The organism is Chitinophaga sp. RCC_12, assembly GCF_041360695.1.
GTDB lineage: Bacteria > Bacteroidota > Bacteroidia > Chitinophagales > Chitinophagaceae > Chitinophaga.
On record NZ_JBFUPS010000008.1, the window covers coordinates 287,529 to 309,589 of the forward strand.

Below are 22,061 nucleotides of genomic sequence, written 5' to 3' on the forward strand. Positions count from 1 at the left end.
GCCGTTTATGTTAACTTAATATGAACTCTCCAGCATGGTTAAGAAAGCGGGCAGCAGGATAATGCCGGCAGGGTATTGCTCACCCGCTTTGCGCAGGCGGATCATGCCCAGTTTCAGGTGTGTTTTTACAGATTCGGGAGAAATACTTAATTCAGCAGCAATGTCGTTAGTGGTCATGCCCCGGTAATGTTTCAGCGAAAATACAGTTTTCATTTGCGGGGGCATGAGGGCGATGGTCTGCGTAATGATGTCCTGCAGTTGGCCGTATTCAGTTTCAAAAGAGAGGTCTGTAAGGTTTGTAGCCTCCGGCGACAGCTTAATCTGTGTTTCATAACGGGCAAAGTCTTCATAGTGTTTTTCCTGGAATCCTTTCTTCCTGAAGTATTGAAATATTTTCAGGTAGATACAGGATACCAGGTAGCTTTGAAGACTCACATGCAGCACCAATGGTTCTTTTTTACGCCATAGTTCAATGAAGAGTTCCTGCACCATATCTTCCGCGTCGGGTACATGGCCTGTTTTACTGGCGGCCAGCTGAAAGAGCAGCTGCCAGTACCGGTCAAATAATTGCCTGAAAGCACCGGCGTCATTTTGCCGGATTCCCTGTAATAATTCGGTATCCTCCTCCAGGTTCGCGTTCATGTATTGGAATATCCCGGCGAATGTAATTGTACAATGTTATCAAACCATTAAGTAATAATGAATTTTTAGTGAACCGGATTTAAAGCTTATCACGTTGAAAATAGACTGGCGCCAATTGTTTAATTCATTAATTTGCGGGACAATCACTTATCGCTCATCCCGGACTTCATATATGCGTCAACGTATCCTTCAAAAATTAATACCTGTTATCCTGTGCTCCTGCATGAGCAACTATGTACTGGCTCAGAAAGTGGTAGAACCTACTAATCACAGTGAAGAGTGGACCAGGGCGTACCAGCCTTTCCGTATTGTGGGTAACCTTTATTATGTGGGCACCTATGATCTTGCCAGCTACCTGATCGCCACACCTTCAGGGCATATACTGGTTAATACCGGCCTGGCTTCTTCCGCAGCTGTTATTAAAAAGAACATAGAGGCGCTTGGCTTCAGGGTTAGTGATATCAAAATCCTGCTCACCAACCAGGCTCACTTTGATCACCTGGGCGCCATGGCCGCCGTTCAGGAAGCGACTGGCGCCAGATTCATGGTAGATGCTGCGGATGAATCAGTGGTGAAGTCCGGCGGCAAAACGGATTATGCCCTGGGCGGCGAGTTCAGTGCTTTCAGGCCGGTTAAAATCTCCGGGCTGTTGCATGATAAGGATATAGTTAGTTTGGGAGATGCTAAATTGCTGGTACTCCACCACCCCGGCCACACGAAAGGCTCCTGCAGCTTTTTAATGGAGGTGAAAGATAGCAGTAAGACTTACAAAGTACTGCTGGCAAATATGCCTACTATTGTAACGGAAAAGAAATTCTCACAGGTGACTGCCTACCCGCAGATCGCTGCTGACTATAAATATACCCTTGATACCATGCCCAAAATTCAATTTGACATATGGGTAGCTGCCCATGCCAGTCAGTTTGATTTGCATGAGATACGTAAGGAGAATGCTCCTTATAACCCGGCGTTGTTTGCCAACAGGGAAGCGTACGACAGGGCATTGGAGGAGAGTAGAAAGGTGTACCGGGAGAGGATTAAGTAACAGGAAAGATTGCTATCGTCCGGAAGTTCTTTGCTCAATTTCGCTTTGCCATGGATATAGTCCGTTAAACAGACCACCATTGAGAAATCTATTCAGAAATTCCGGTAAGGAATCGGTGAGCGTTAATGTATTGTTATCTGATAGGTGGCTGATAGTATATTTGTTTTCATCCTCCTTGTCTAAGTTTAATTCCCAGTTGTCACAGTAAATACAATACTCTGCCACGTGAAAGCCGTTTTGCACAGAAAAATATGTGCTTCTTTCTTCCCCAAGCGTGTTATCTATGATTTCATCTAAAGGAATCATTCGAAACATGTCTTCGTCTTGTTCAAATCCATTACAAAACAGGTAAAAAGTTTTTAAGTCCTGGGGAAGTTTTATACCCATTGTCTGCTCAAATAAGTCAATATCTGCTGGTGAAGCTTTATCGAAAAGTGTTATGCCGAGCATTCCGTGGATATCCTCAAGTTTTAAAATTATTTCTGTGATAGTTGGCTGCATGTCTGCAAGATATTTGAAAATTCCGCTTGCCGAAGTACTTATTTATTCAGGCTACTCATGAATTTTTCAGGATACCTCGTACCTGAAACGCTTCCCGCAGGCATGATTTCTTCAATGCTTTGCAGATCTTCAGCAGTAAGACTTACCTTCTCAGATGCGATGTTTTCTTCCAGATTTTTGATTCGTTTGGTACCGGGAATTGTAATGATGTCTTCACCTTGTGCGAGCACCCAGGCAATCGCTAATTGCGACGGCGTACAAGCTTTTGCATCAGCCAGTGATTTAATCTTCGCTACCATCTCCAGATTTTTATAGAAATTTTCGCCCTGGAAGCGAGGCATATGAACACGACTATCCTTTATATCTTCCGGCTTTTTATATTCCCCGGTAAGGAAGCCACGGCCTAAAGGTGCGTAGGCTACCAGGCTAATGCCAAGCTCCCTTAACGTTGGTAGCACTTCGGTTTCAATATCGCGGCTCCAAAGTGAATATTCGATCTGCAGCGCCGTGATGGGATGAACGGCTGCGGCCTTGCGTATACTTTTTACGGATGCTTCAGACAGGCCGATATACCGGATCACCCCTTTTTGCACCAGGTCTGCCATAGCGCCAATCGTCTCCTCAACAGGTACAGCTGGATCTATGCGAGCCAGTGTGTAGAGGTCAATGTAGTCAGTTTTAAGTCGCTTTAAGCTATACATCACTGCGTTTTGGATGTATTCGGGACGGCCGGTAACAGCACCCGGACCCATAGCGCCGTTAGGGGCCGGGAGCAACCAGTTGGCCGGTCTTGACAGAGAGAAAAGCTTTGTCGCGCTTATGCTGAATGGCCTGCCCGATTAACGATTCGTTATGGCCGGCGAGGTAATAATCAGCTGTGTCTAAAAAGTTGTGCCCGAGTTCCAGGGCTCTTTCAATGGTCGATATGGATTGTTTGTCGTCGGATGGTCCGTAAGCGCCCGACATCCCCATGCAGCCTAAACCAACCGGTGATACCAGCGGTCCGTTTTTTCCAAGTTGTCTGTTCATAGTCTTGTGATTAGTTTCAGGAACAATATTCGTGGAAACAGCGGGAAGAAGGCTGGACAAAATCCGTGAATATCAGGACAGATCCCTGAAGAATGCCGAAATGGTTTTACCGGTCACTTTTTTAAATAGCCGGGAGAAGTAATCAGGGTCGTTAAAGCCCAATCCGAAAGCCAGCTCCTTTACGGAAGCGCGCTCGCCATGGGATATCCGGCGCCTGGCTTCGAGTATAAGGCGATTAGTAATAAACTCTTTAGGCGAAAGTCCGGAATGCTGTTTCACGATCTGGTATAAGCCATCTGTACTTAATGCCAGTTTGCCGGCTATGTCTTTAATCGTAGGATGATCGGTCAGGTTGTCCTCAACAAATATTTGAAAATCTATCCACTTCGAGATATGATCGTTCACCGGCGCCTTATCCGTATCAAAATACGCCAGGTTGATTTCGGTTAACAGGCTATTGAGGTGCGCCAGGATAAGCTCCGGATCAGTATCCGGAGTGCTTAATAAATCGATGAGCATTTCGAAGATGGCTTTGAGTCTGACAGCAGTTGCCGAGGTAACGCTTATCTTTTGTTGGTTTAAAGGATTAATCAGAAAGGGATATGCTTTTGGCAACCGGGAAAGACAATTTTCATCAAAGCCCAACTTAAAATAATCGCTACCATGCCCGGAAGCTGGTAGGCGGTGGATTTGGTGCGGACGCACGATCAGTAATTGATTGCTTTCGATATCGAATTCTTCGAGGTCAACGTCATGCCGCGTACAACCGTTTACCATAAGCAGCACAAAGTAATAAGGTGAACGATGCGTTAGCTCAATCTGATCTGCGATCTCCGGGGAAAGATGCCCGAAATCCGGAGAAACGATTCTGATGGGCAGTTGATCATTTTGCTTATGATCGTTAAGCAGTGATTTAATAGTTTGCATCAGCAAAAAATTGTTCTCCAAAAGTACTGACAATATCCGGATGAACGATGCTTGCAGGGCCGGCAAACAATCCGGAGCATAAATGTCTTCTGGAAGATTTCCTTCTTCAAAACTGCCTGGATATCATCGTGTGATTTTTTTCTATTAAAAAAGCAATCTTTTTTTGCAGGTTTCAAAACTAATCGTAATATTGCGATGTGTTAAAGAGATAACATTTATGGGAGCTACCAAATCGGATTTATTCACTAAAGAACAAAATGACATCGCCAATATGGCTAAAGCGCTGGCACACCCGGCCCGGATAGCTATTTTGCAGTATCTCGTTAAAAAGAACGCTTGCGTGTGCGGCGATCTCGTAGATGAGCTTGGCCTCGCACAGGCAACCACTTCGCAACATCTCAAGGAGTTAAAAACAGCTGGTCTTATTCAGGGAACTATTGAAGGGGCCAGTGTTTGCTATTGTATAAATCCAAAAGTCTGGAACCAATACCACAGCATTATTGGAGCATTCTTCAAAGAGGCCGCGGAGATTAAATCCTGCTGTTAAAAAAATTTGCTTATATATATCGCAATATTGCAATTATACAATGACTTTTATTGTAAGCACCTTATTGCGATGCGTTTTAAATAATCACGAAGTCATACTCAATACTGAAAAAGCATCTTTTCATGACTATCCTTCCAATGACATCAACGCATGGTCCGCAGGTACTGGCTATTTATGAAGCCGGTATTTCCACCGGCAACGCTACCTTTCAAACGACAGCACCCACCTGGGAAGAATGGGACCAGTCGCATTTAAAAAGTTGCCGCCTGGTAGCGGCGGAGGACGACAGGGTTCTTGGTTGGGCGGCATTAACACCGGTTTCCGGCAGATGCGTTTACGCAGGCGTTGCAGAAGTAAGTGTGTATGTAGCGCCGGACGCACAAGGCAAAGGAATAGGAAAAGCATTGCTGCAAACATTAATCGAGCAAAGCGAAGAAAATAATCTCTGGACCTTACAGGCAGGCATCTTCCCTGAAAACACCGGCAGCATTAAGATACATGAAGCCTGCGGATTCCGTATAGTAGGGCGGCGGGAACGCATCGGCAAAATGGGCGATACCTGGCGGGACACGCTTTTACTGGAACGAAGAAGCAAAAAAGTTGGCGTCTAATAATATCCTGATAAAAATACTATGCAAAATTGTAATCCTGCTCAACGTAAGAAACTGGGCTTTTTAGATCGCTACCTGACATTATGGATCTTCCTGGCGATGGCTATTGGAATAGGTATCGGGTATTTTTTTCCCTCATCTTCAGGGTTCATCAACTCCTTTTCCTCTGGAACAACCAATATTCCCCTGGCAATCGGGTTAATATTAATGATGTACCCTCCACTCGCAAAAGTAAAGTATGACAAGATGGGCGAAGTGTTCCGCAATACCAAAGTGCTGTCGTTATCCTTACTGCTTAACTGGATCATTGGCCCCATCCTGATGTTTGGCCTGGCAGTGCTTTTTTTACATGGATATCCTGAATACATGACCGGCTTAATTCTTATTGGCCTTGCCAGGTGCATCGCAATGGTAATTGTCTGGAACGAGCTGGCAGACGGAAGCCGCGAGTATGCTGCCGGACTGGTAGCACTCAACAGTATCTTCCAGGTATTGCTTTACAGCGTGTATGCTTATGTATTTATCACCTGGCTTCCGACTGTTTTTGGAATGAAGGGGATCACGGTGGAGGTTTCTATCAGTGAAATCGCGAAAAGCGTGGGTATCTACCTGGGCATTCCATTCGCAGCGGGCATCATCAGCAGATACTCCCTGATCGCATGGAAAGGAGAAGAATGGTTCCAGGAAAAGTTTATACCGTTTATATCTCCCATTACATTAATAGCATTGCTGTTTACCATTATCGTTATGTTCAGCCTGAAAGGCGAGCTGATCGTACAAATTCCTATGGATGTAGTAAGAATCGCTATACCAATGGTAATTTATTTCGCCATCATGTTCCTCGTTAGTTTCGCTTTAGGTAAAGCTGCAGGAGCAGATTATTCCAAAAATGCTTCCATCGCTTTTACCGCAGCTGGCAACAACTTCGAATTGGCCATAGCGGTGGCTATTGGTGTATTTGGCATCAATTCCGGTCAGGCATTTGTAGGCGTAATCGGACCGCTGGTAGAAGTACCTGCATTGATTGCACTGGTAAACGTCGCCTTCTGGCTTCGTAAACGCTGGTACAGCAAAATCGTGGAAGCGCCGGTAACCGCTGTTAAAGCATAATTAAAAACTTTTAAATTTTTAATAAGATGAGTAATTCAAAAATGAACTGGCAGAGTTTTAAAGACCAGTTGCAAAAACATCCGGAACAAATCCTCCAATTTCAATATGCTGAGGACAAACTGGTAGCACCTTCTTATCATATCACAGAAATCAAACAGGCTCCTATAACTTCCGTAGACTGCGGCGGAAAAGTGAATGCCTGGACAGAAATCATTGTACAGTTATGGGAACCGGAAGAAGTGCAGACAGATCGTGCTATGGCAGTAAACAAGGCATTGAAAATAGTGGACCTGGTGGAACGTAGCATCGACTTAAATCCCAAAGCCACCGTGAAAATTGAATTTGGCAACGCTGAATTTGATACCCGGCAGATGTATCCAAAGGAATTCCTGTTGGATGGAAATAACCTGGTAGTAAACCTGCAGCCGGATGCTACCCAATGTAAAGCCACGGATCGTGGTATGACCTGTGGCAAGCCAAAAACGGAAACACTGGCAGTTCCGGCCGGTATGGAAGCTGCCCAATGTTGCACACCAGGAGGCGGCTGCTGCTGATCGTTAATATTTCTAAGAACACCTAATCCAATCTTCAATTATTCTATTTATGAAAATAGCTTTGTTCAGCGATATTCATGCAAATTTACCGGCTCTGGAAGCATTCTTTAAAGATGTTGATGAAAGAAAACCTGATGCCATTTATTGCCTGGGCGATTTTGTAGGATATAATATATGGCCCAACGAGGTAATCAATGAAATCAGGAAACGTCGTATTCCTGCCATTGCCGGCAATTACGATTTCGGTATTGGCAGAACAAGCAATGACTGTGGCTGTGCTTACAAAACAGATATCGAGAAGGCCAACGGCAGTGTTTCAATCTCTTACACCAACCAGATTGTAAACGAAGACGAACGTACATACCTTCGTACATTGCCAGCCCACATCAAAGTGGAATTTCAATTAAATAATGATAAGCTGAACCTGCTCCTTGTACATGGCAGTCCACGTAAGATCAATGAATATTTATTTGAAGACCGGGAGGAAAAAAGCATGCTGAGAATTATGGCTGATGCAGATGCCGACATTATGTGCTTTGGCCATACACACAAGCCCTATCACAGAATCTTGTCGGCTGAAGCGGAGGGGAATCCACACTACAGGCACGCCATTAACATTGGATCCGTAGGGAAGCCTAAAGACGGCGACCCCCGCGGAGGCTATGTGATGCTGCATATCAATGACCATAGTAGTATTCATGATAAAGGCAGTATCCAGGTAGAATTTATCCGCTTTGAATATAATGTGGAGAAGGCCGCCAAAGCGGTAGAAGATAGCCCCCTGCCTGATGCCTACGCCGAAAGCTTGAGAACTGGTATTTAAGCTTGCTGTTTATGCAATCTATACATATTTCGATCTGGGAAAAATTTAGTACGGAATTGAAAAGATTCATCTGCCAGAAGGTGAATCAAGGCGATTATTGTAACGATATTCTCCAGGATGTTTATCTTAAAATATTTATAAATATTGGAAAGATAGAAAAGGCGCAGCACATCCGGGCATATTTGTACCGGGTAGCCAATAATGCCGTAGCAGACTACTATCGCCGCACCCGAGAAAATATAGCCATTGATGCAGCACCTGCAATGGCGGAGGATCATGAAATTTTTGCTGCAGAGCATGAGTACCGCCTTGCGGATTGCCTCCGACCAATGATTGAATCGTTACCACAAATCTACCGGGAGGCGCTTGTATTTACAGAACTCGAAGGATTGACGCAGCAACAGTTTGCCGGGAAGATGGGCATTTCTTTATCAGGAGCGAAGTCGAGGGTACAAAGAGCCAGGGAAAAACTGAAAGAAGAAATTATACGTTGCTGTGAATATGAGTTTGATAAATATGGAAATATCCTTGCCTGTTGTAAGAACTCACCGCCGGGTAAAAATTATTGTACCAGCGATACCGTCATTAAGTGTTAAGCTACAGGTCCGTGAAGGAGCTGTAGCTTTTTTAGTAATTACTTAGTATCATACATTCCCTTTTTCCTGGCCCATTCTATTTTGGCCATTTCCATATCTGCTATAAATGCGGGAGATTTATACCAACTGGTAAGCAGGTACCAGGCTAAATTCCGCGATGCTTCATTGTCGCTGGGGTAGTGGATTCCCATTAGTTCCCTTGACCAACGTACATCCTCCGCCATCTTTATAAATTGCGCTCTTTTCTCCGGTATTATTTCACTGAATATTAACGCCTCTGTAAAAGACCATAGGGTATGTCCGCTGGGAAAAGATGGGGAACTAATCCGTGCCAGTGGGTGTAGCCGGAGCTCCAGGTGATAGGGGCGTGGGCGTTTAAAATATCTTTTTAACCTGAATTCAGTTACTCTGATATCCTGGATACAGTGTAACATCAGCTGTGTGATGGCGGGAAAATTCTGATCATTGAACCAATCACCAACCGGACCGGCAATATAAAACAGTTGTTTTCGGTTGTCGGCATAGTCGCTATCCAGCGGATTTATTATGTTTGGCCACGACCCGATGTTAGCTATATATTCTGCCCTGCGGATTTCTTCCCGCGTTCTTTTTGCCTGCAACTGTAGCATATAATCTAATTCAGCCCTGGTCTGCGAGGAACTATTGGCCGGGTATTTAACAAGGTCAGATAGCTTTTCTTCATCTTCTTTGCTAAGGTAGTATGTCCGCATGAGTGAATTGGCGAGCGCTCCTTTACTATATTCGCTCCATGGGAAGGTAATGGTATCCAGCCTTGCATTTGCAGGGTCGGTAGCCGGATTCATGGCCGCCAACGATTTGTAATGATTTGATATTGGTTCTAAAGGATGTACAGATTGCGCGTATAGTGGTGCATTGATCATTGTACTTGCGACTACAACAAGCGGCAAATTCTTAAAACATAGCACCAGACCTTTTTTCTTTTCCATTAACAGGTAATTTTTGTGTTGAAGAATAATGTACAGCAGTAAGACGCAGGAAATTGAAAAAGGACGCAGCAACAGGGAAAACAAGCCGGCCATTATTTACCGGCCAATGTATATTGGCTGTTTTTCGGAAATTTTCCTAGATTGTGTTTCATTTACGGGGTGTCAGCCAATCAAACATATAACGAAAAAGAATTATTGTCGAGAATAGCAGAAGGCGACGAGCAGGCATTTGCTGCCATATTCGACCAGTATTATCCATTGCTTTTTACATACGTCAACCGGATTATCCAATCTACCCCCGAAACCGAAAGCATTTTACAGGATATTTTCATGAAGATCTGGCAGGGGCGTGAAACCTTGCAGTTTGTAGAACGATTCAGCCCTTATCTCTGGGTAATGAGCCGTCACCATGCCCTCAATGCGATGCGCAATCTGGCACGCCGCAGCGCGTTGTTAGATGATTTTGCCAGGCAGGTTCCTGTTGTGGAAACAGAGGAAACCAGGGAGTGGCATCTTTCCCTCATCGACCAGGCGATTAAACAACTACCGGAACACTGCCGTCAGGTATGGATCATGAACCGGGTCAACAAAATGAAGCAGGCGGAAATAGCCACGGCGCTGGGTATTGCATTGCCAACCGTAAAAAAATATATGCAGCAGGCGATCGGCCTGATCACGCAATACGTAAAAGATCATTCTTCCCTGGGACTGGCCCTGACACTTTTACTTTCTCTTTTTTTTGAAAAAAAATAGGATTCACCGTATACTTTTTGAAAAGCCAGGTGTCATTTATAGGTACGGGTTAATTTATTTCATATGAATGAACAGCTAACCGAATTGTTTAAGCGTTATTTCGAAGGCACGGCCACTGACGAGGAACACCAGGAGTTAATGGAGCTGGTGAGGAAGTCGGATGATGTGTTGCTGGAATCAGTGATGCGCCGGCGCTTTGAAGCGATGCAGGACACTGCGGTGCAGGCGCCCGGTGGCGCTCATGTATTAGCGGCTATTCTTGAAAAACCGGTACGGATCAAACCTGTAATGCAACGCTGGTACTGGGCGGCAGCAGCGGCAATCCTGCTGTTGGTAAGTGTTGGCGGCTATTTTCAGTTGACGCATCAACGGCAAAGTACAGTGGCAGACGCGCAAAAGGTAACACATGGTTACGAGCGCGCTACGCTTACCCTTGACGATGGCGCTGTGGTGCAGCTGGATAGCACAGGGCACCGTACGTTGCAGCAGGGCGGCGCTTTGGTACAACAACAGGGCGGACAGCTCGTATATGCGCCTTCCACCAATAAAGATGCGGTAACATATAATACATTGCGCACACCCCGTGGCGGGCAATTTAAAATAACCCTTCCGGATGGAACGTTGGTTTGGTTAAACGCAGCCAGCTCTATCCGCTATCCCACTGTTTTCTCGGGGCAGGATCGCCGGGTGGAAATGACCGGGGAGGTTTATTTTGAAGTGGCAAAGAATGAAGAAAAGCCCTTTAAAGTAAGTGTAAATGGTAAGGCAGAAATAAATGTACTGGGTACGCACTTTAATGTAAATGGTTATCCGGATGAACGCATCATAAAAACCACTCTGCTGGAGGGATCGGTGTCCATGTTGATTCCTGCCAATCAGTCGGTATTGCTCAAACCAGGGCAGCAAGCCACGGCCAGCCCGGGAGCGATCACTGTCGCAAATGATGCCAATATCGACCAGGTAATGGCCTGGAGGTTCGGGCTCTTTAATTTCGACCGCGCTAATCTCCAGTCGGTAATGAATGAACTGAGCCGCTGGTACGATGTGGATGTGCGTTATGAGGGACAGGTTCCATCGCGGACCTTCAGAGGAAAAATCAAACGTGATCTCAACCTGGCACAGGTACTGGAAGTACTTCAGGATGTAAATATCAAATTCAGAATGGAAGGGAAAACAATCGTTGTATATAATTAGCCATCAAAAATCAACCATGTAAAAAGCCAAAAGCCGGAATGCGTCAACATTCCGGCTGTAATTTGGCAATAGTCAAGTCCGGATAGATCTTGTTTTTTACCAAACCAACCAAAATTATGCAAAAAAATGTGAAAAGCGTGCGGGCCCGCGGTTCAGGGTCCCTTTATCTCTATCAAACATTGCCGCTTAAGAGAATTGCGTTCATTTTAATGTTTTTTGCCACACTTCATGTCAGCGCAAATGTGATGGCGCAGGCCAAAGTATCTATGTCGGTGAAAGGAGAGGAGCTGTCAAAAGTACTGGCACTCACGGAAAAGCAAACAGGCTATGTTTTCTTCTTTGATGAAAAATTGTTGTCTGTTGCAAAACCGGTGACCATTACGGCAAAAGATTTACCATTGGTGCAATTTCTCGATCAGCTTTTCCGGGGCCAACCTTTAAAATACAGTTTGCGGAACACCACCATCACCCTTTCCGCTAAAGAACCCGCTACTAACCGCGCTGATCTGCCGTTGCAGGAGAGTATGATGAATAGTGGCCAGGTGGTAATAAAAGGAATCATTGCAGATGGAGACGGTAAATTTCTGCCGGGCGTGTCGGTAAGACTGAAACCATCCAGGATAGGCACCACTACCAACGATGTTGGCATATTTATATTGCCGGAAGTACCACCGGGTACTTATGTGCTGGAAATATCCAGTATCGGGTATTCCACTACCAGTAGAAAACTGGTTGTAACAGATAAACCATTAGAACTCGCCTTCACACTTCAGCAGGAAGCGATCGAACAAAAGGAAGTGGTTATATCTACCGGCTATTCCGTCAGGAAGCCCGGAGAGCTGACCGGCGCTGTACAGAAAATATCAGGAGATGAAATCCGGAGAGGGATCACTTCCTCCGACCCGGCGTCATTACTGAAAGGAAGAGCCGCAGGATTGTATATTTCTGAACAGGATGCCGCCGACCCCACCAGCAGCGGCGGGCAGATATTTGTGAGAGGCCAGAGCAGTGTGGCAGGTGTTGGCGTAGACCAGGTGAATGAGTTTGTGGTGCCCGCGCTTAACTATGGCCCACTCATCGTAATGGATGGCGTAATTATGCCGAATCAGAACCTGAAAGAGCTCGTCACCCCACAGGAAATCCAGGATATCACCATACTGAAAGATGCCGCAGCTACTGCGATCTATGGATCCAGGGCTGCTGCAGGCGTACTGGTAGTCACTACCAAAAGGGGCACCAACGCAAAACCCCGGATTAATGCCGAGGTAAAATATGGCATCAATCAACCTAACCGCGGGCGCATGAGGTTTCTGAACGGTCCTGAACTTTATGACCTGCAAAAACGCTTCTATACCGAAGATTATTCGCTGAATAATGCCAGCCTATCTCCGATGTTCCCTACTTTGGACAAATACCTGGAGTATCGCCTGCCCACACAGGAACAGGTGAATAATTCCTACGACTGGAGTAAATATGCTTTCATCACCACCAACACTACGGAAGTAAACCTCTCCGCCAGTGGCGGAAACGACCGCACTAAATATTATATGGGCGGCTCTTATTATAATGAGCAAGCCACCGGTGTGCTTAATGGTTTAATCCGGAAAACATTCCGTTTGAACCTCGAAAGCCGTTTAACAGACAGGCTCACCGCCACTGTTGCTATTAATGGCATTATGAATGACGGTCGTCAGGATCAGGGGGCCACCATTGGCAACCTTCAAAGCCTTGCTCCCTGGGCAAACCCTTATGACGTAAACGGATCGGTTACCCAGGCACTTAATTTTAAAATGGGTGGAACGCAGCAGGTGGTTGATAATCCGCTGTTCAACAGACAGTATAATTTTTCAAAACGGCAGTCGCAATTGTTTTTCGGGTCTGTTAAGCTGGACTATAAAATTACCGATTGGCTGAGCATTTCCAGTACTAACTCGGGTAATCTTAACTACAGCAAAAATACCCGGTATACCGATGTGAGAACTTATGACGGAGGCAGTTCCTTTTTTGCCCCGCAGGGCTTTTTGGGTACCAGCACCGCCAATCTTATGTCCTACCTTACCTCTAACCAGTTAGCCTTTAATAAAAAAGTGAACGAACATATGTTTCGTGCGCTGGCCGGTATGGAATTCGGACAAACTACCGTGGAAGATATGCTGGTAAATGTAAACCATGTGCGCGCCGGTTATCCGGTTATTTCCCTGGCCAGGGAAATGGGCGGTCCGGCCGATTTATCGCTCTATGGCATCCCTACTACCAAGGCAGGTAATATTGAGGGTGGAAAAGATGTTAAGGCCATTTATTCCTTATTTGGGGAAGCAGGATATACCTATAAAAACCGTTACAGCTTAAGCGCTTCTGTACGCAGGGACGCATCCAGTAGCTTTGGCAGTGATAACCGCTATGGTACCTTCTACTCCGGCGGCGGCGCCTGGGTGGCCAGCGATGAAGCGTTCCTCAAAAATGTAAAATGGATCAGTTATTTAAAACTCCGGGCCAACTATGGAACCAGTGGCTCTCAACTTGGCGATAACTTCCTCACAAGAACATTGTACGATCCAAGGTATACGTATAGCGGTGCCGGAGGCGCCACGATTTCGGTATTAGGTAACCCTGAACTCAGATGGGAAGTAACCAAATCATGGAGCGCAGGTATTGACATGGAGATCTCTAAACGTTTAACAGCCACCGTGGACGTTTACAAACGCCGCTCTGAAGACCTGCTACAGAAGGTGTTATTGCCGGCTTTGGCAGGTTTTCCAACACAATGGCAGAATGCGGCCACCGTGGAAAACAAAGGGGTAGAACTGGTACTGAATGCTCAGAATATACACAAACCCAATTTCTCCTGGAGCACTTCCTTCAATATCAGTTTTAACAGGAACCAGATCGTTAACGTGGCCAATGACTCGTTAAGGCAGGGATATTATCCGCAAAACAGTTATTATCTTTTTAAAGGAGATGATATTAACGCATTAAAAGCAGTGAAGTATGCGGGCGTAGATCCACAAACAGGAAAGCCCCGGTTTGAGAAAGCGATTTTTGATGCGAAGGGTAATAAAGTGGGCGTGGAATATGTAAATACAATCGCAGAAGTAGACGCCGCTTCAGACAGCAGGCAGTTTCAAACCATCGGTTCTTTCCAGCCACGGTTCTACGGCGGACTTACCAACAACTTTACCTACAAGCAATTTTCGCTGAGCGTATTAATCACTTTTGCACTAAAGTATACGATCATAGATAATTATGCCGCCTCTTCACAGGTATCGCGTGTTGGCCGGCTGAATCAGCTTGCCTACACCAAAAGCCAGGTACCCTGGACAACGCCCGGGCAAACCAATGCAACCGAGCCGGCACTTTATTACCAGGCCAATACTGACTATTTTGGATCCAGCAGGTATATGCGTGATGCCAGTAACGCCTCTCTGCGCAACGTGCGGTTAAATTACGATCTGCCACCTTCGCTGACCAACCGCCTGAAGTTATCCAACTTTACCGTGTATATAAGTGCCGACAACCTGTATACCCTCTACAATAAATATATCGTAAGCTCCGGTCCCGAAGGCCCTTCCGTGGGCGAGGCACAGGACTTTGGAAATTCGGCCGGCCCGTTAAGCATCCCCAAACGATATGTATTTGGATTACAGGTTACATTTTAATTGAAAGCTAAAAGTATTAAAATGAAAAATTACGCTATTATATTTTTAATCTCCCTTTTCGCCATGGCCTGCGATAAAAGGATCGATGAAATCAGCCCGCTGATTAAAGTGGATAAGGACGGAGAGCTATCGTCAGCCGCGGGGATTGTAGAATCTACCGTAGGGAACTACTCCTTGTTACGCGAAAATTCCACTCCGTCTTACGATGAGCCATTGCTAAACCTTTCCGAAAGCCGTGGCAACAACATCACCCTGCGGACCTTCGGACCTGCAGACAAAATAAGCGACGGTTTCTTTTTTCAAAACAGTAACAGCCCCACACTGGGTTTCAGCAGCGATTTTTACCGCGGTTCTTATCAGCTGATTGTAAGCATCAATACCACATTGGAAGGAATCGATAAATTGGAAAAAACAACGCTCGCGTCCCTCCCTGAGGCCGACCGGAATAGTATATTGTATGCAAAGGGAGAAAATCATTTTTTGCGGGCGCTTGCTTATTTTAACCTCATCAGGTTATATGGAAAACCATATTACCAGAATGCGGCAGACAATACAGGTGTTGCATTAAAAAAGACAAGTGATGTAAAGGAGATACCTGCACCATCTACCGTTAAGGAAGTATATGATTTTATCACAGAAGAATTGAAGACAGCCGCACAATTGATGAAAACCCCCGTGGTAAAAACAAACAGCTTTGCCAGCAAAGAGGCTGCATGGGGATTGTTATCAAGGGTGTATTTGTATATGGGGGGCAGTATGGCCAGTCCGGATGCTACTTATAACCAGGCGGCCGTAACCTATGCCGACAGTACGTTAACTCAAAATGGTGGGAAATTGGCATTGCTGCAGGGCAACGATTATAAGAACCTGTTTGCCGATGACCAGGACGGATCTATTGGCCGGGCTAAGTTCGCCGCCAATAAAGAGATCATCTTTGCATTTGATAACATGACCGGCAATACGCGCATTGGTATTTACTACAATTATGATCCGACTTATGGTATGGGTGCGCTTTTTATCCCGTCTTCGGATCTTAGGCAATTATTTACCGCCCAGGATATCCGCAGTAATTTTTTCAAGGTCAATACCGGAACAGGACTAACAGAAACGACCAAATTACTGGTGTTACTTTATCAATTGCTTACCCGCGCTCCCAACATCTTTTTGCGTACCGGCGAATTGTACCTGAACAGGGCCGAAGCGTATGCTAAAATGAAGAATTACGCAATGGCCAGGGCCGATCTCCGCACCATTCACACCCGCGCAGGACTGCCCGAATCGGACATCAACAGCATCGCCGACCAGGACCTGCTTGCTGCTATCCTCAAAGAAAGACGTATGGAGCTTGCGTTTGAGGGACATGCCGGGTATGATTATTTCCGCAATGGCTTACCCATGATCCGTAAGGCCGCCGATAACAACGGGAAAGAATTGATCATTCAGCCTGACGATCCAAAAGTGGTGCTGACTGTACCAAACTTTTAAGGGGACTTTATTTACGATCATCTTTTGTCATAGAAGCCTTCAGGCTTCTAAAGGATACTATTTTGCATTTCAAATTTCAAAAACTAACAAAAAATGAGTTACAATCTGAAGATTTCGAAGACTGTGTGTCTGACGCTTCTTTCTATCCTTTGTTTCACGGTTGTTTCATTGGGACAGGAAAAAGCTAAATTATTTGTGGGCGACAAAGCACCGGAGCTTCGTTACGGAAAATGGCTGAAAGGCACACCTGTTAAGGAGTATAAGAAGGGCCATCTTTATCTTTTTGAGTTCTGGGCAACCTGGTGTGGCCCCTGCATTGCATCTATGCCACATCTTTCTGAATTTGCCAGGGATCACAAAAATGAAGTGACCGTAGTAGCGGTGAATATCTGGGAAAAAACAGGTGACAAACCTTATGAATCTTCCCTGCCCAAAGTGAGCAAATTTGTTAAAGGCATAGGCGACAAAATGGACTTCAATGTTATCACTGACAGCAAAGACCAGTTCATGGGAAATGAATGGATGAAGGCTGCCGGTCAAGGTGGCATTCCCTGCACATTTATGGTGAAAGACGGCATTATCCTGTGGATAGGACATCCGATTGAACTGGATTCTGTAGTAAAGGTGGTAATGTCTGGAAATTACGATGTAACTGCCACCAGGAAGAAGTTACAGGAAAGAAATGAACAGTCAGACGCCGCAGCGGCTCCCTTTCAGGGCCTGATGAAGGAGTACGACAAAGCCATTAAGGATAACCAATACAACCATGCCTTGCAGCTGCTGGATTCCGGTATTGCTACCATGCCTCCCTTTGCCGGAACATTCGGTTTCTTTAAGTTCCAGACCTTACTGGAACACGTGAATGAAGATTCGGCAATGGCTTTTGTAAGACCATGGCAGGCCACCAAACCAGGATATGTAGGCTCTGCCGCTGCGGTAATTGCAAGAAAGAAGGGATGGAAGAAGTCAACTTATGAATATGCGTTGGAGTTGCTGAATGAACAGCTGAAAGTACCGCAGATGCCCGCCTCTATGGTTTATGAAGATATGGCCGGCGCTTATGCCAACATGGGCGATTACAAAAACGCGGTAGACTACCAGGAGAAAGCCATTGCAACCGCAAGGCAGTTCCTGAAGGAAGGTAAATTCGCGGGTTTCATCATGGAAGACACCATTAAGGAATCTGAGAAGAAATTGGCCGGATATAAAAAGGAGCTGAAGTAAAATAACCGGACATCAACTACTTAGGTCTTCCTCTGCAGACCTAAGTAGTTTTTATATACAACGGAAAATGCCTACTGATCAAAATCTATTGGCAGATAAATACCACGATAACCATTTTCTTTAAGACAGATAATAACATCATCTGCGGTAAAGAAAAATCCTTCCACCCTCATCATTTTGTCTTCATCTTCCAGGTCAAAAGTTACCTTCAGGTATGGATATATCTGCAAGAGATCACTTATTACATTTCCGGCTGCAACGGCGGATTGAACATCTGTTTTGAAAACATTTACCATCGTCATAAGGTGATTACTGTACATTACTTTTTCTTTCCTATCAGCGAAAAAGGGTTGAACGATACCCCTACATTAAAATAGAAACCTGGATCGGGACTGGTCTGGAATACTGGTGATCCGAATGAATCCTCCTTTCTGAATATCCTGCCGGATGGAGTTATTCTTACGCCTGTTTTTGCGGCAACCACAAAATACTTTGCGATAAGATGTTCATAGGTCAGGCCAGAGTTGATATCTAACTGCCTGTATTCGTACTTTTGGGAAGTGCCATCTATATTGTACAGGTAAAAGGAGGTCCTGTCCATCTCTGCTCCCAGCGACACACGGCCATTAGTGAATACATGCTTTCGCAGGTAAGCACTTTTTGGGAGAACAACATCTGCAACCAGTCCGTTATTGAATTTATGCTCATAGGAGAAAATTGGTATGACCGGCGTTTGTGCGCTCGGATCAATACTGAGGAGGATACCGGCCGTCATTTTTGTACGTTGATTGGCTTTCAGGACCATTGTTCCTGTCGCGATCCCTCTAATCCTTTCAAAATGCTTGTCACTGCCATCTACCAGGATACTGGACGTATAGATGGTTCGTTTATTGAACAAGGTAGAAAAGTAAGTAAAGTTGACAGATGAAAAAAGATAATGGAAATCCCCCTCAACAGTGGTGACTGGTCCTCCAACAGATGTTGTTAAACCGGCATCTGTATTCGTATACGCATATCCGATAGTAGCGCCCAGGAACCATGTCTTTCTTTTTATAAAATTGATATTTGTACTCACTTTTATCTGCGAAAAACTGTTGACCTTATTACCAGGCAACGACTTCCCGTTTCTCTCCGAAGAAAAGTTGTAAGGAGCGGCATGGGAAAACTCTATATTGAAGGGGCGCGTAATGGCGAATTTATCGGCGGCATAGGCAACTACCCGTTGGCGCACATCCACGCTATCTTTTACAGCGCCGGGAATACTGTCGCGCGTCTGCGAAAAACCGGTTACCGATAAAGTCAGCAAACCGGCTACTAATGACGCGGCATTTTTTGAAATATCCATCTTCTTTATTTTATACTTTTAGTTACAGACCAGGAAAAATTTTTATCGTTGCTGAAGCGGAACAAAGAAAGGATTTAAACCATCGTAGTTTTCCGGTTTTCTACCAAGCCGGTTACATTTTATATCAAATCCTTTCCGGCCGGAATTTGGTAGAAGAATAGCGGGTGTTTGTATAATTTCTGGTAGCCGTCGGATATATCGTTCTATATTTGTGTGAGATGTCAGACATCCTGTTATATTATGAAGAACGATCTCCGGGAGTCAAAGGATAAGAAGCTTATACAACTGATCATTGACGACCGGTACAGGATTTGGCGTCATGCTATACTATTGGTTGGATTCCTGCCTGTAATTTTCTGCACTGACGAGATATTGGAATATTCCGGACCCTACAGGTATTACCGGCTGCTATGTGTGTACGGATCTATAATGGCGATGTGTTATGTCAACATGAATGTGCTGGTGCCCAGGATTTTCTTTAAAGGACGGTACGTAAGATACGTGGTAGTGCTTTTTTTGCTGGTATCGGTGTTTGTAGTACTGATGGCTAATCTATTGAGTGCATTCTCCACATCCGGGCGACTGCCGCCGCACCTGGTTATGCCCGACAGGAAAATGGGGTTTTATGAAGGAACCGTTATATTGGTCCCTATCATCCTGGTCACCACCATGATAAAGCTCTTCCAGCGATGGATGCGGGATAATGAAAGAATTACTGAGCTAAAAAGCATCACCCTGACAATGGAACTGAACGAATTGCGGAACCAGATCAATCCGCATTTCCTCTTTAATATGCTCAATGGGATCAGAGCGCTGCTGCACAGCGATCCGGACAAAGCAGACATGGTTATCATGAAATTATCCGAATTTCTTCGTTACCAGCTCTATGAGAACAACGAGATGAAAACATTACTCAGGTCTGAGATAAATTTTCTGTCCAATTTCCTTGACCTGGAAAAACTCAGGAGAGATAATCTAACTGTTAATGTAGAAAGCCTGGCAGCAGCCACGGTCCTCAATCATATCTTTCTGCCGCCTAACCTTTTCACTACCTTTGTTGAAAATGCGGTGAAGCATAGTGTGAGCATAAGTGAGGCCGCGTCTTACATCAGGGTCAGCATAGCTGTTGACGCGAATAGACTTTATTTCAGTTGTATTAATTCCACGGACCCGGGATATATACCTTCTGATGAAAAGAACAGCGGGTTGGGGTTAGCGAATATCAAGAGGCGGCTTGAACTTTTATACGGGGCTAATTATACTCTTGAGATCACTTCTTCCGGGAATGAATATAATGTAAAACTAACAATACCGTTATGAACTGTATTATTGTAGATGATGAGCCATTGGCGAGAGAACAAATGCAGTCAATGATCAAAGAAGTATCCCAGCTGGAGATATTGGGGAAATTCTCCAATGCTCCCACCGCACTGGACTTCTTAAAAGAAAATAAAGTAGATCTTATTTTTCTCGATATTCAAATGCCGATGGTAACGGGATTACAGTTTGCTGCACAACTGCCCAGGCAAACGCTTACTATTTTCACCACGGCTTATTCACAATACGCTTTAAAGAGTTACGAGCTGGATGCTATCGATTACCTGCTTAAACCTATTGAAAAATCAAGGCTGGCGAAGGCGATTCATAAAGCGGAGATATACCGGAAGCTGCTGTCAGATGATACCGAGAAAAATACTATTGAATCTAACACCGTTGACTTCTTACTGATTAAATCAGAACGGAAATTTCATAGGATTAACTTTGCGGATATCAGGTTCATAGAGGGGCTAAAGGACTATGTAGTCATGTATGTCGGTAACCAGAAAATGATTACTGCCATGAATTTAAAAACCATCCACCAGAAACTCCCACAGCATCTATTCCTGCGGGTTAGCAAATCCTATGTAGTGAATTCAAAGTATATAGATTCATTTGATCACCGTAGTATATTTCTCGGAGATGTAGAGATCCCATTAGGAGAGGTGTATAAAAGAGATTTCTTTGCTGTCTTTTCAGGCGGCTCGCTTAACCCGGAAGAGTAAACGGGGACGGTGGGTGAGTATTATACCAGGTTTTCCAGGCCGTAGGATGCCAGCTTATCAACGATGGGCAATGCCTTTAAGCCTGTCTTAGTTAAACTGTATTCAACCCTTGGCGGAATTTCAGGATAAGCCGTTTTGGACACCAGTTTGTTTTTAACCAAAGCATTTAATTCCTGGATCAGCATTTTTTCGCTGATGCCGGGAATCATTCTTTTTAATTCTCCATATCTTATTACCCTGTCATTGATCTGATACACTATTAATAGTGTCCATTTACCCCCCAGCAATCCTAAGGTCCTTCTCACCGGGCAGTTTTCGTCGCTGGGATTAATTTTTGATTTTTCTTCCATTGATTTTCAATATTTCTTACCAGAAAGTAAGTACCCTACCAGTTGGTAGGTATTTTCCTAAAGGTAAGCAATACATACCTTTACGCAATGCCTGCGATAAAAATGCCGGATTTTAAGCATCCGGCAAATACTCCTGGGATAGATAGAAATTATACACTTTTAAAACCGGTAAGAAATGACATCAAAAGAAGTAATTGAATACTACCTTAAAGCGCTTGAAACAGGAGACGTTCCTAAAGCCTTCTCGGTTTTTACGCCGGATGCCAGGTGGCATCAACCAGGAAACCACAAATTTTCGGGTGTTAAAAAAGGCCTGGAAGAAATAGGCAATATGCTTGGAGCCATGATGGAGAATGTAGCGGGAAGTCTGGTTGTTAAACCGAATGGCGCATTAATGGAAAGCGACAATCTGGTAGCTTGCCCGGTTCGATTCACCGCCACGAAAGGAAGCAAAAGCATAGACATGAATGGGGTCGATTTATTTGAAGTTAAAGAAGGGAAAATTACGCAGGTCTGGCTATTTTCAGACGACCAGCAGCAGGAAGATATGTTCTGGCAGGACTGAGTATATTGAGCCCGTTTTGACCGAAAGTCCGCTGTCACAGCGGACTTTTTGTTTTTCGGATGCTCCTTTTAACAAATTAAATGGAACGATGTTT

At 44.8% G+C, this 22,061-nt stretch carries 24 protein-coding genes; 15 read left to right on the top strand and 9 right to left on the bottom strand.

The annotated features are described in order from the left end of the window. Positions 1-15: 15 nt before the first annotated feature. Positions 16-642 carry an RNA polymerase sigma factor gene (locus AB6805_RS22970; RefSeq protein ID WP_370911793.1) on the bottom strand — a complete coding sequence of 209 codons (627 nt, stop codon included), beginning with the start codon at positions 640-642 and terminating at the stop codon, positions 16-18. A 172-nt stretch (positions 643-814) separates the two neighbouring features. Between AB6805_RS22970 and bla the strand changes: the two genes are divergently transcribed. Beyond that, positions 815-1,687, top strand: a complete 873-nt coding sequence (gene bla, locus AB6805_RS22975; protein WP_370911794.1) for a subclass B3 metallo-beta-lactamase — start codon at positions 815-817, stop codon at positions 1,685-1,687. Positions 1,688-1,699: 12 nt separating this feature from the next. Here bla and AB6805_RS22980 read toward each other — a convergent pair whose 3' ends face one another. The 4 genes from AB6805_RS22980 to AB6805_RS22995 all read right to left on the bottom strand — a co-directional run bounded on the left by AB6805_RS22980 (position 1,700) and on the right by AB6805_RS22995 (position 4,144). Continuing rightward, entirely contained in the window at positions 1,700-2,188 is a 489-nt protein-coding gene (locus tag AB6805_RS22980; RefSeq protein WP_370911795.1) for an SMI1/KNR4 family protein, read from the bottom strand. Between the two features lie 38 nt (positions 2,189-2,226). After that, positions 2,227-2,964, bottom strand: a complete 738-nt coding sequence (locus tag AB6805_RS22985) for an aldo/keto reductase (protein ID WP_370911796.1) — start codon at positions 2,962-2,964, stop codon at positions 2,227-2,229. Continuing rightward, entirely contained in the window at positions 2,948-3,217 is a 270-nt protein-coding gene (locus tag AB6805_RS22990; RefSeq protein ID WP_370911797.1) for an aldo/keto reductase, read from the bottom strand. The genes AB6805_RS22985 and AB6805_RS22990 overlap by 17 nt, the downstream gene beginning before the upstream one ends. A 72-nt stretch (positions 3,218-3,289) precedes the next feature. Beyond that, positions 3,290-4,144, bottom strand: coding sequence for a helix-turn-helix transcriptional regulator (locus AB6805_RS22995; RefSeq protein ID WP_370911798.1), 855 nt, complete (start codon positions 4,142-4,144; stop codon positions 3,290-3,292). A 217-nt stretch (positions 4,145-4,361) separates the two neighbouring features. On the opposite strand from AB6805_RS22995, the gene AB6805_RS23000 reads away from it, so the two are divergent. From AB6805_RS23000 to sigZ, 6 genes are all read left to right on the top strand, one after another. Beyond that, a complete protein-coding gene (locus AB6805_RS23000) occupies positions 4,362-4,691 on the top strand; it encodes an ArsR/SmtB family transcription factor (protein WP_370911799.1) in 330 nt (109 codons plus the stop codon). Between the two features lie 122 nt (positions 4,692-4,813). Further along, positions 4,814-5,302 carry an N-acetyltransferase family protein gene (locus AB6805_RS23005; RefSeq protein ID WP_370911800.1) on the top strand — a complete coding sequence of 163 codons (489 nt, stop codon included), beginning with the start codon at positions 4,814-4,816 and terminating at the stop codon, positions 5,300-5,302. A 21-nt stretch (positions 5,303-5,323) separates the two neighbouring features. Continuing rightward, the gene (gene arsB / locus AB6805_RS23010; protein WP_370911801.1) at positions 5,324-6,412 is read left to right on the top strand and encodes an ACR3 family arsenite efflux transporter; all 1,089 of its coding nucleotides are present in this window, start codon (positions 5,324-5,326) and stop codon (positions 6,410-6,412) included. 26 nt (positions 6,413-6,438) lie between these two features. After that, on the top strand, positions 6,439-6,966 hold the full coding sequence (locus AB6805_RS23015) for a DUF6428 family protein (protein WP_370911802.1): 528 nt from the start codon (positions 6,439-6,441) through the stop codon (positions 6,964-6,966). 49 nt (positions 6,967-7,015) lie between these two features. After that, positions 7,016-7,789 (top strand): metallophosphoesterase, encoded by a 774-nt coding sequence (locus AB6805_RS23020; protein ID WP_370911803.1) that lies wholly within the window; start codon positions 7,016-7,018, stop codon positions 7,787-7,789. Positions 7,790-7,800: 11 nt separating this feature from the next. Beyond that, positions 7,801-8,385 carry an RNA polymerase sigma factor SigZ gene (sigZ, locus tag AB6805_RS23025; protein ID WP_370911804.1) on the top strand — a complete coding sequence of 195 codons (585 nt, stop codon included), beginning with the start codon at positions 7,801-7,803 and terminating at the stop codon, positions 8,383-8,385. 38 nt (positions 8,386-8,423) lie between these two features. On the opposite strand, the gene AB6805_RS23030 is transcribed toward sigZ, so the two are convergent. After that, on the bottom strand, positions 8,424-9,353 hold the full coding sequence (locus tag AB6805_RS23030) for a phosphatase PAP2 family protein (RefSeq protein WP_370911805.1): 930 nt from the start codon (positions 9,351-9,353) through the stop codon (positions 8,424-8,426). Positions 9,354-9,494: 141 nt separating this feature from the next. Between AB6805_RS23030 and AB6805_RS23035 the strand changes: the two genes are divergently transcribed. The 5 genes from AB6805_RS23035 to AB6805_RS23055 all read left to right on the top strand — a co-directional run bounded on the left by AB6805_RS23035 (position 9,495) and on the right by AB6805_RS23055 (position 17,665). Beyond that, positions 9,495-10,106, top strand: coding sequence for an RNA polymerase sigma factor (locus AB6805_RS23035; protein ID WP_370911806.1), 612 nt, complete (start codon positions 9,495-9,497; stop codon positions 10,104-10,106). 63 nt (positions 10,107-10,169) lie between these two features. Then, positions 10,170-11,300, top strand: coding sequence for a FecR family protein (locus AB6805_RS23040; RefSeq protein ID WP_370911807.1), 1,131 nt, complete (start codon positions 10,170-10,172; stop codon positions 11,298-11,300). A gap of 116 nt (positions 11,301-11,416) precedes the next feature. Beyond that, positions 11,417-14,956, top strand: a complete 3,540-nt coding sequence (locus AB6805_RS23045; RefSeq protein WP_370911808.1) for a SusC/RagA family TonB-linked outer membrane protein — start codon at positions 11,417-11,419, stop codon at positions 14,954-14,956. 21 nt (positions 14,957-14,977) lie between these two features. Further along, positions 14,978-16,441, top strand: coding sequence for a RagB/SusD family nutrient uptake outer membrane protein (locus tag AB6805_RS23050; protein WP_370911809.1), 1,464 nt, complete (start codon positions 14,978-14,980; stop codon positions 16,439-16,441). Between the two features lie 93 nt (positions 16,442-16,534). Further along, on the top strand, positions 16,535-17,665 hold the full coding sequence (locus AB6805_RS23055; protein ID WP_370911810.1) for a TlpA family protein disulfide reductase: 1,131 nt from the start codon (positions 16,535-16,537) through the stop codon (positions 17,663-17,665). A gap of 71 nt (positions 17,666-17,736) precedes the next feature. Here AB6805_RS23055 and AB6805_RS23060 read toward each other — a convergent pair whose 3' ends face one another. Next, the gene (locus AB6805_RS23060) at positions 17,737-17,961 is read right to left on the bottom strand and encodes a hypothetical protein (RefSeq protein ID WP_370911811.1); all 225 of its coding nucleotides are present in this window, start codon (positions 17,959-17,961) and stop codon (positions 17,737-17,739) included. A 23-nt stretch (positions 17,962-17,984) separates the two neighbouring features. Continuing rightward, a complete protein-coding gene (locus AB6805_RS23065) occupies positions 17,985-19,010 on the bottom strand; it encodes a hypothetical protein (RefSeq protein ID WP_370911812.1) in 1,026 nt (341 codons plus the stop codon). A gap of 240 nt (positions 19,011-19,250) precedes the next feature. On the opposite strand from AB6805_RS23065, the gene AB6805_RS23070 reads away from it, so the two are divergent. Together AB6805_RS23070 and AB6805_RS23075 are read left to right on the top strand one after the other, a co-directional pair. Further along, the gene (locus AB6805_RS23070) at positions 19,251-20,330 is read left to right on the top strand and encodes a sensor histidine kinase (RefSeq protein WP_370911813.1); all 1,080 of its coding nucleotides are present in this window, start codon (positions 19,251-19,253) and stop codon (positions 20,328-20,330) included. Further along, on the top strand, positions 20,327-21,052 hold the full coding sequence (locus tag AB6805_RS23075; RefSeq protein WP_370911814.1) for a LytR/AlgR family response regulator transcription factor: 726 nt from the start codon (positions 20,327-20,329) through the stop codon (positions 21,050-21,052). The genes AB6805_RS23070 and AB6805_RS23075 overlap by 4 nt, the downstream gene beginning before the upstream one ends. A 20-nt stretch (positions 21,053-21,072) precedes the next feature. On the opposite strand, the gene AB6805_RS23080 is transcribed toward AB6805_RS23075, so the two are convergent. Then, positions 21,073-21,402: a winged helix-turn-helix transcriptional regulator gene (locus tag AB6805_RS23080; RefSeq protein ID WP_370911815.1), complete on the bottom strand. Its 330-nt coding sequence runs from the start codon at positions 21,400-21,402 to the stop codon at positions 21,073-21,075. Between the two features lie 175 nt (positions 21,403-21,577). Here AB6805_RS23080 and AB6805_RS23085 point away from each other — a divergent pair, with 175 nt between their 5' ends. Beyond that, positions 21,578-21,967, top strand: a complete 390-nt coding sequence (locus AB6805_RS23085) for a nuclear transport factor 2 family protein (protein WP_370911816.1) — start codon at positions 21,578-21,580, stop codon at positions 21,965-21,967. The last annotated feature ends 94 nt before the right edge of the window (positions 21,968-22,061 follow it).

What these genes read in the sequence shown, in the direction of transcription:
- AB6805_RS22970 (WP_370911793.1), bottom strand. Translation starts at nt 642, where the DNA reads ATGAACGCGAACCTGGAGGAGGATACCGAATTATTACAGGGAATCCGG.
- bla (WP_370911794.1), top strand. Translation starts at nt 815, where the DNA reads ATGCGTCAACGTATCCTTCAAAAATTAATACCTGTTATCCTGTGCTCC.
- AB6805_RS22980 (WP_370911795.1), bottom strand. Translation starts at nt 2,188, where the DNA reads ATGCAGCCAACTATCACAGAAATAATTTTAAAACTTGAGGATATCCAC.
- AB6805_RS22990 (WP_370911797.1), bottom strand. Translation starts at nt 3,217, where the DNA reads ATGAACAGACAACTTGGAAAAAACGGACCGCTGGTATCACCGGTTGGT.
- AB6805_RS22995 (WP_370911798.1), bottom strand. Translation starts at nt 4,144, where the DNA reads ATGCAAACTATTAAATCACTGCTTAACGATCATAAGCAAAATGATCAA.
- AB6805_RS23000 (WP_370911799.1), top strand. Translation starts at nt 4,362, where the DNA reads ATGGGAGCTACCAAATCGGATTTATTCACTAAAGAACAAAATGACATC.
- AB6805_RS23005 (WP_370911800.1), top strand. Translation starts at nt 4,814, where the DNA reads ATGACTATCCTTCCAATGACATCAACGCATGGTCCGCAGGTACTGGCT.
- arsB (WP_370911801.1), top strand. Translation starts at nt 5,324, where the DNA reads ATGCAAAATTGTAATCCTGCTCAACGTAAGAAACTGGGCTTTTTAGAT.
- AB6805_RS23015 (WP_370911802.1), top strand. Translation starts at nt 6,439, where the DNA reads ATGAGTAATTCAAAAATGAACTGGCAGAGTTTTAAAGACCAGTTGCAA.
- AB6805_RS23020 (WP_370911803.1), top strand. Translation starts at nt 7,016, where the DNA reads ATGAAAATAGCTTTGTTCAGCGATATTCATGCAAATTTACCGGCTCTG.
- sigZ (WP_370911804.1), top strand. Translation starts at nt 7,801, where the DNA reads ATGCAATCTATACATATTTCGATCTGGGAAAAATTTAGTACGGAATTG.
- AB6805_RS23030 (WP_370911805.1), bottom strand. Translation starts at nt 9,353, where the DNA reads ATGGAAAAGAAAAAAGGTCTGGTGCTATGTTTTAAGAATTTGCCGCTT.
- AB6805_RS23040 (WP_370911807.1), top strand. Translation starts at nt 10,170, where the DNA reads ATGAATGAACAGCTAACCGAATTGTTTAAGCGTTATTTCGAAGGCACG.
- AB6805_RS23045 (WP_370911808.1), top strand. Translation starts at nt 11,417, where the DNA reads ATGCAAAAAAATGTGAAAAGCGTGCGGGCCCGCGGTTCAGGGTCCCTT.
- AB6805_RS23050 (WP_370911809.1), top strand. Translation starts at nt 14,978, where the DNA reads ATGAAAAATTACGCTATTATATTTTTAATCTCCCTTTTCGCCATGGCC.
- AB6805_RS23055 (WP_370911810.1), top strand. Translation starts at nt 16,535, where the DNA reads ATGAGTTACAATCTGAAGATTTCGAAGACTGTGTGTCTGACGCTTCTT.
- AB6805_RS23060 (WP_370911811.1), bottom strand. Translation starts at nt 17,961, where the DNA reads ATGGTAAATGTTTTCAAAACAGATGTTCAATCCGCCGTTGCAGCCGGA.
- AB6805_RS23065 (WP_370911812.1), bottom strand. Translation starts at nt 19,010, where the DNA reads ATGGATATTTCAAAAAATGCCGCGTCATTAGTAGCCGGTTTGCTGACT.
- AB6805_RS23070 (WP_370911813.1), top strand. Translation starts at nt 19,251, where the DNA reads ATGAAGAACGATCTCCGGGAGTCAAAGGATAAGAAGCTTATACAACTG.
- AB6805_RS23075 (WP_370911814.1), top strand. Translation starts at nt 20,327, where the DNA reads ATGAACTGTATTATTGTAGATGATGAGCCATTGGCGAGAGAACAAATG.
- AB6805_RS23080 (WP_370911815.1), bottom strand. Translation starts at nt 21,402, where the DNA reads ATGGAAGAAAAATCAAAAATTAATCCCAGCGACGAAAACTGCCCGGTG.
- AB6805_RS23085 (WP_370911816.1), top strand. Translation starts at nt 21,578, where the DNA reads ATGACATCAAAAGAAGTAATTGAATACTACCTTAAAGCGCTTGAAACA.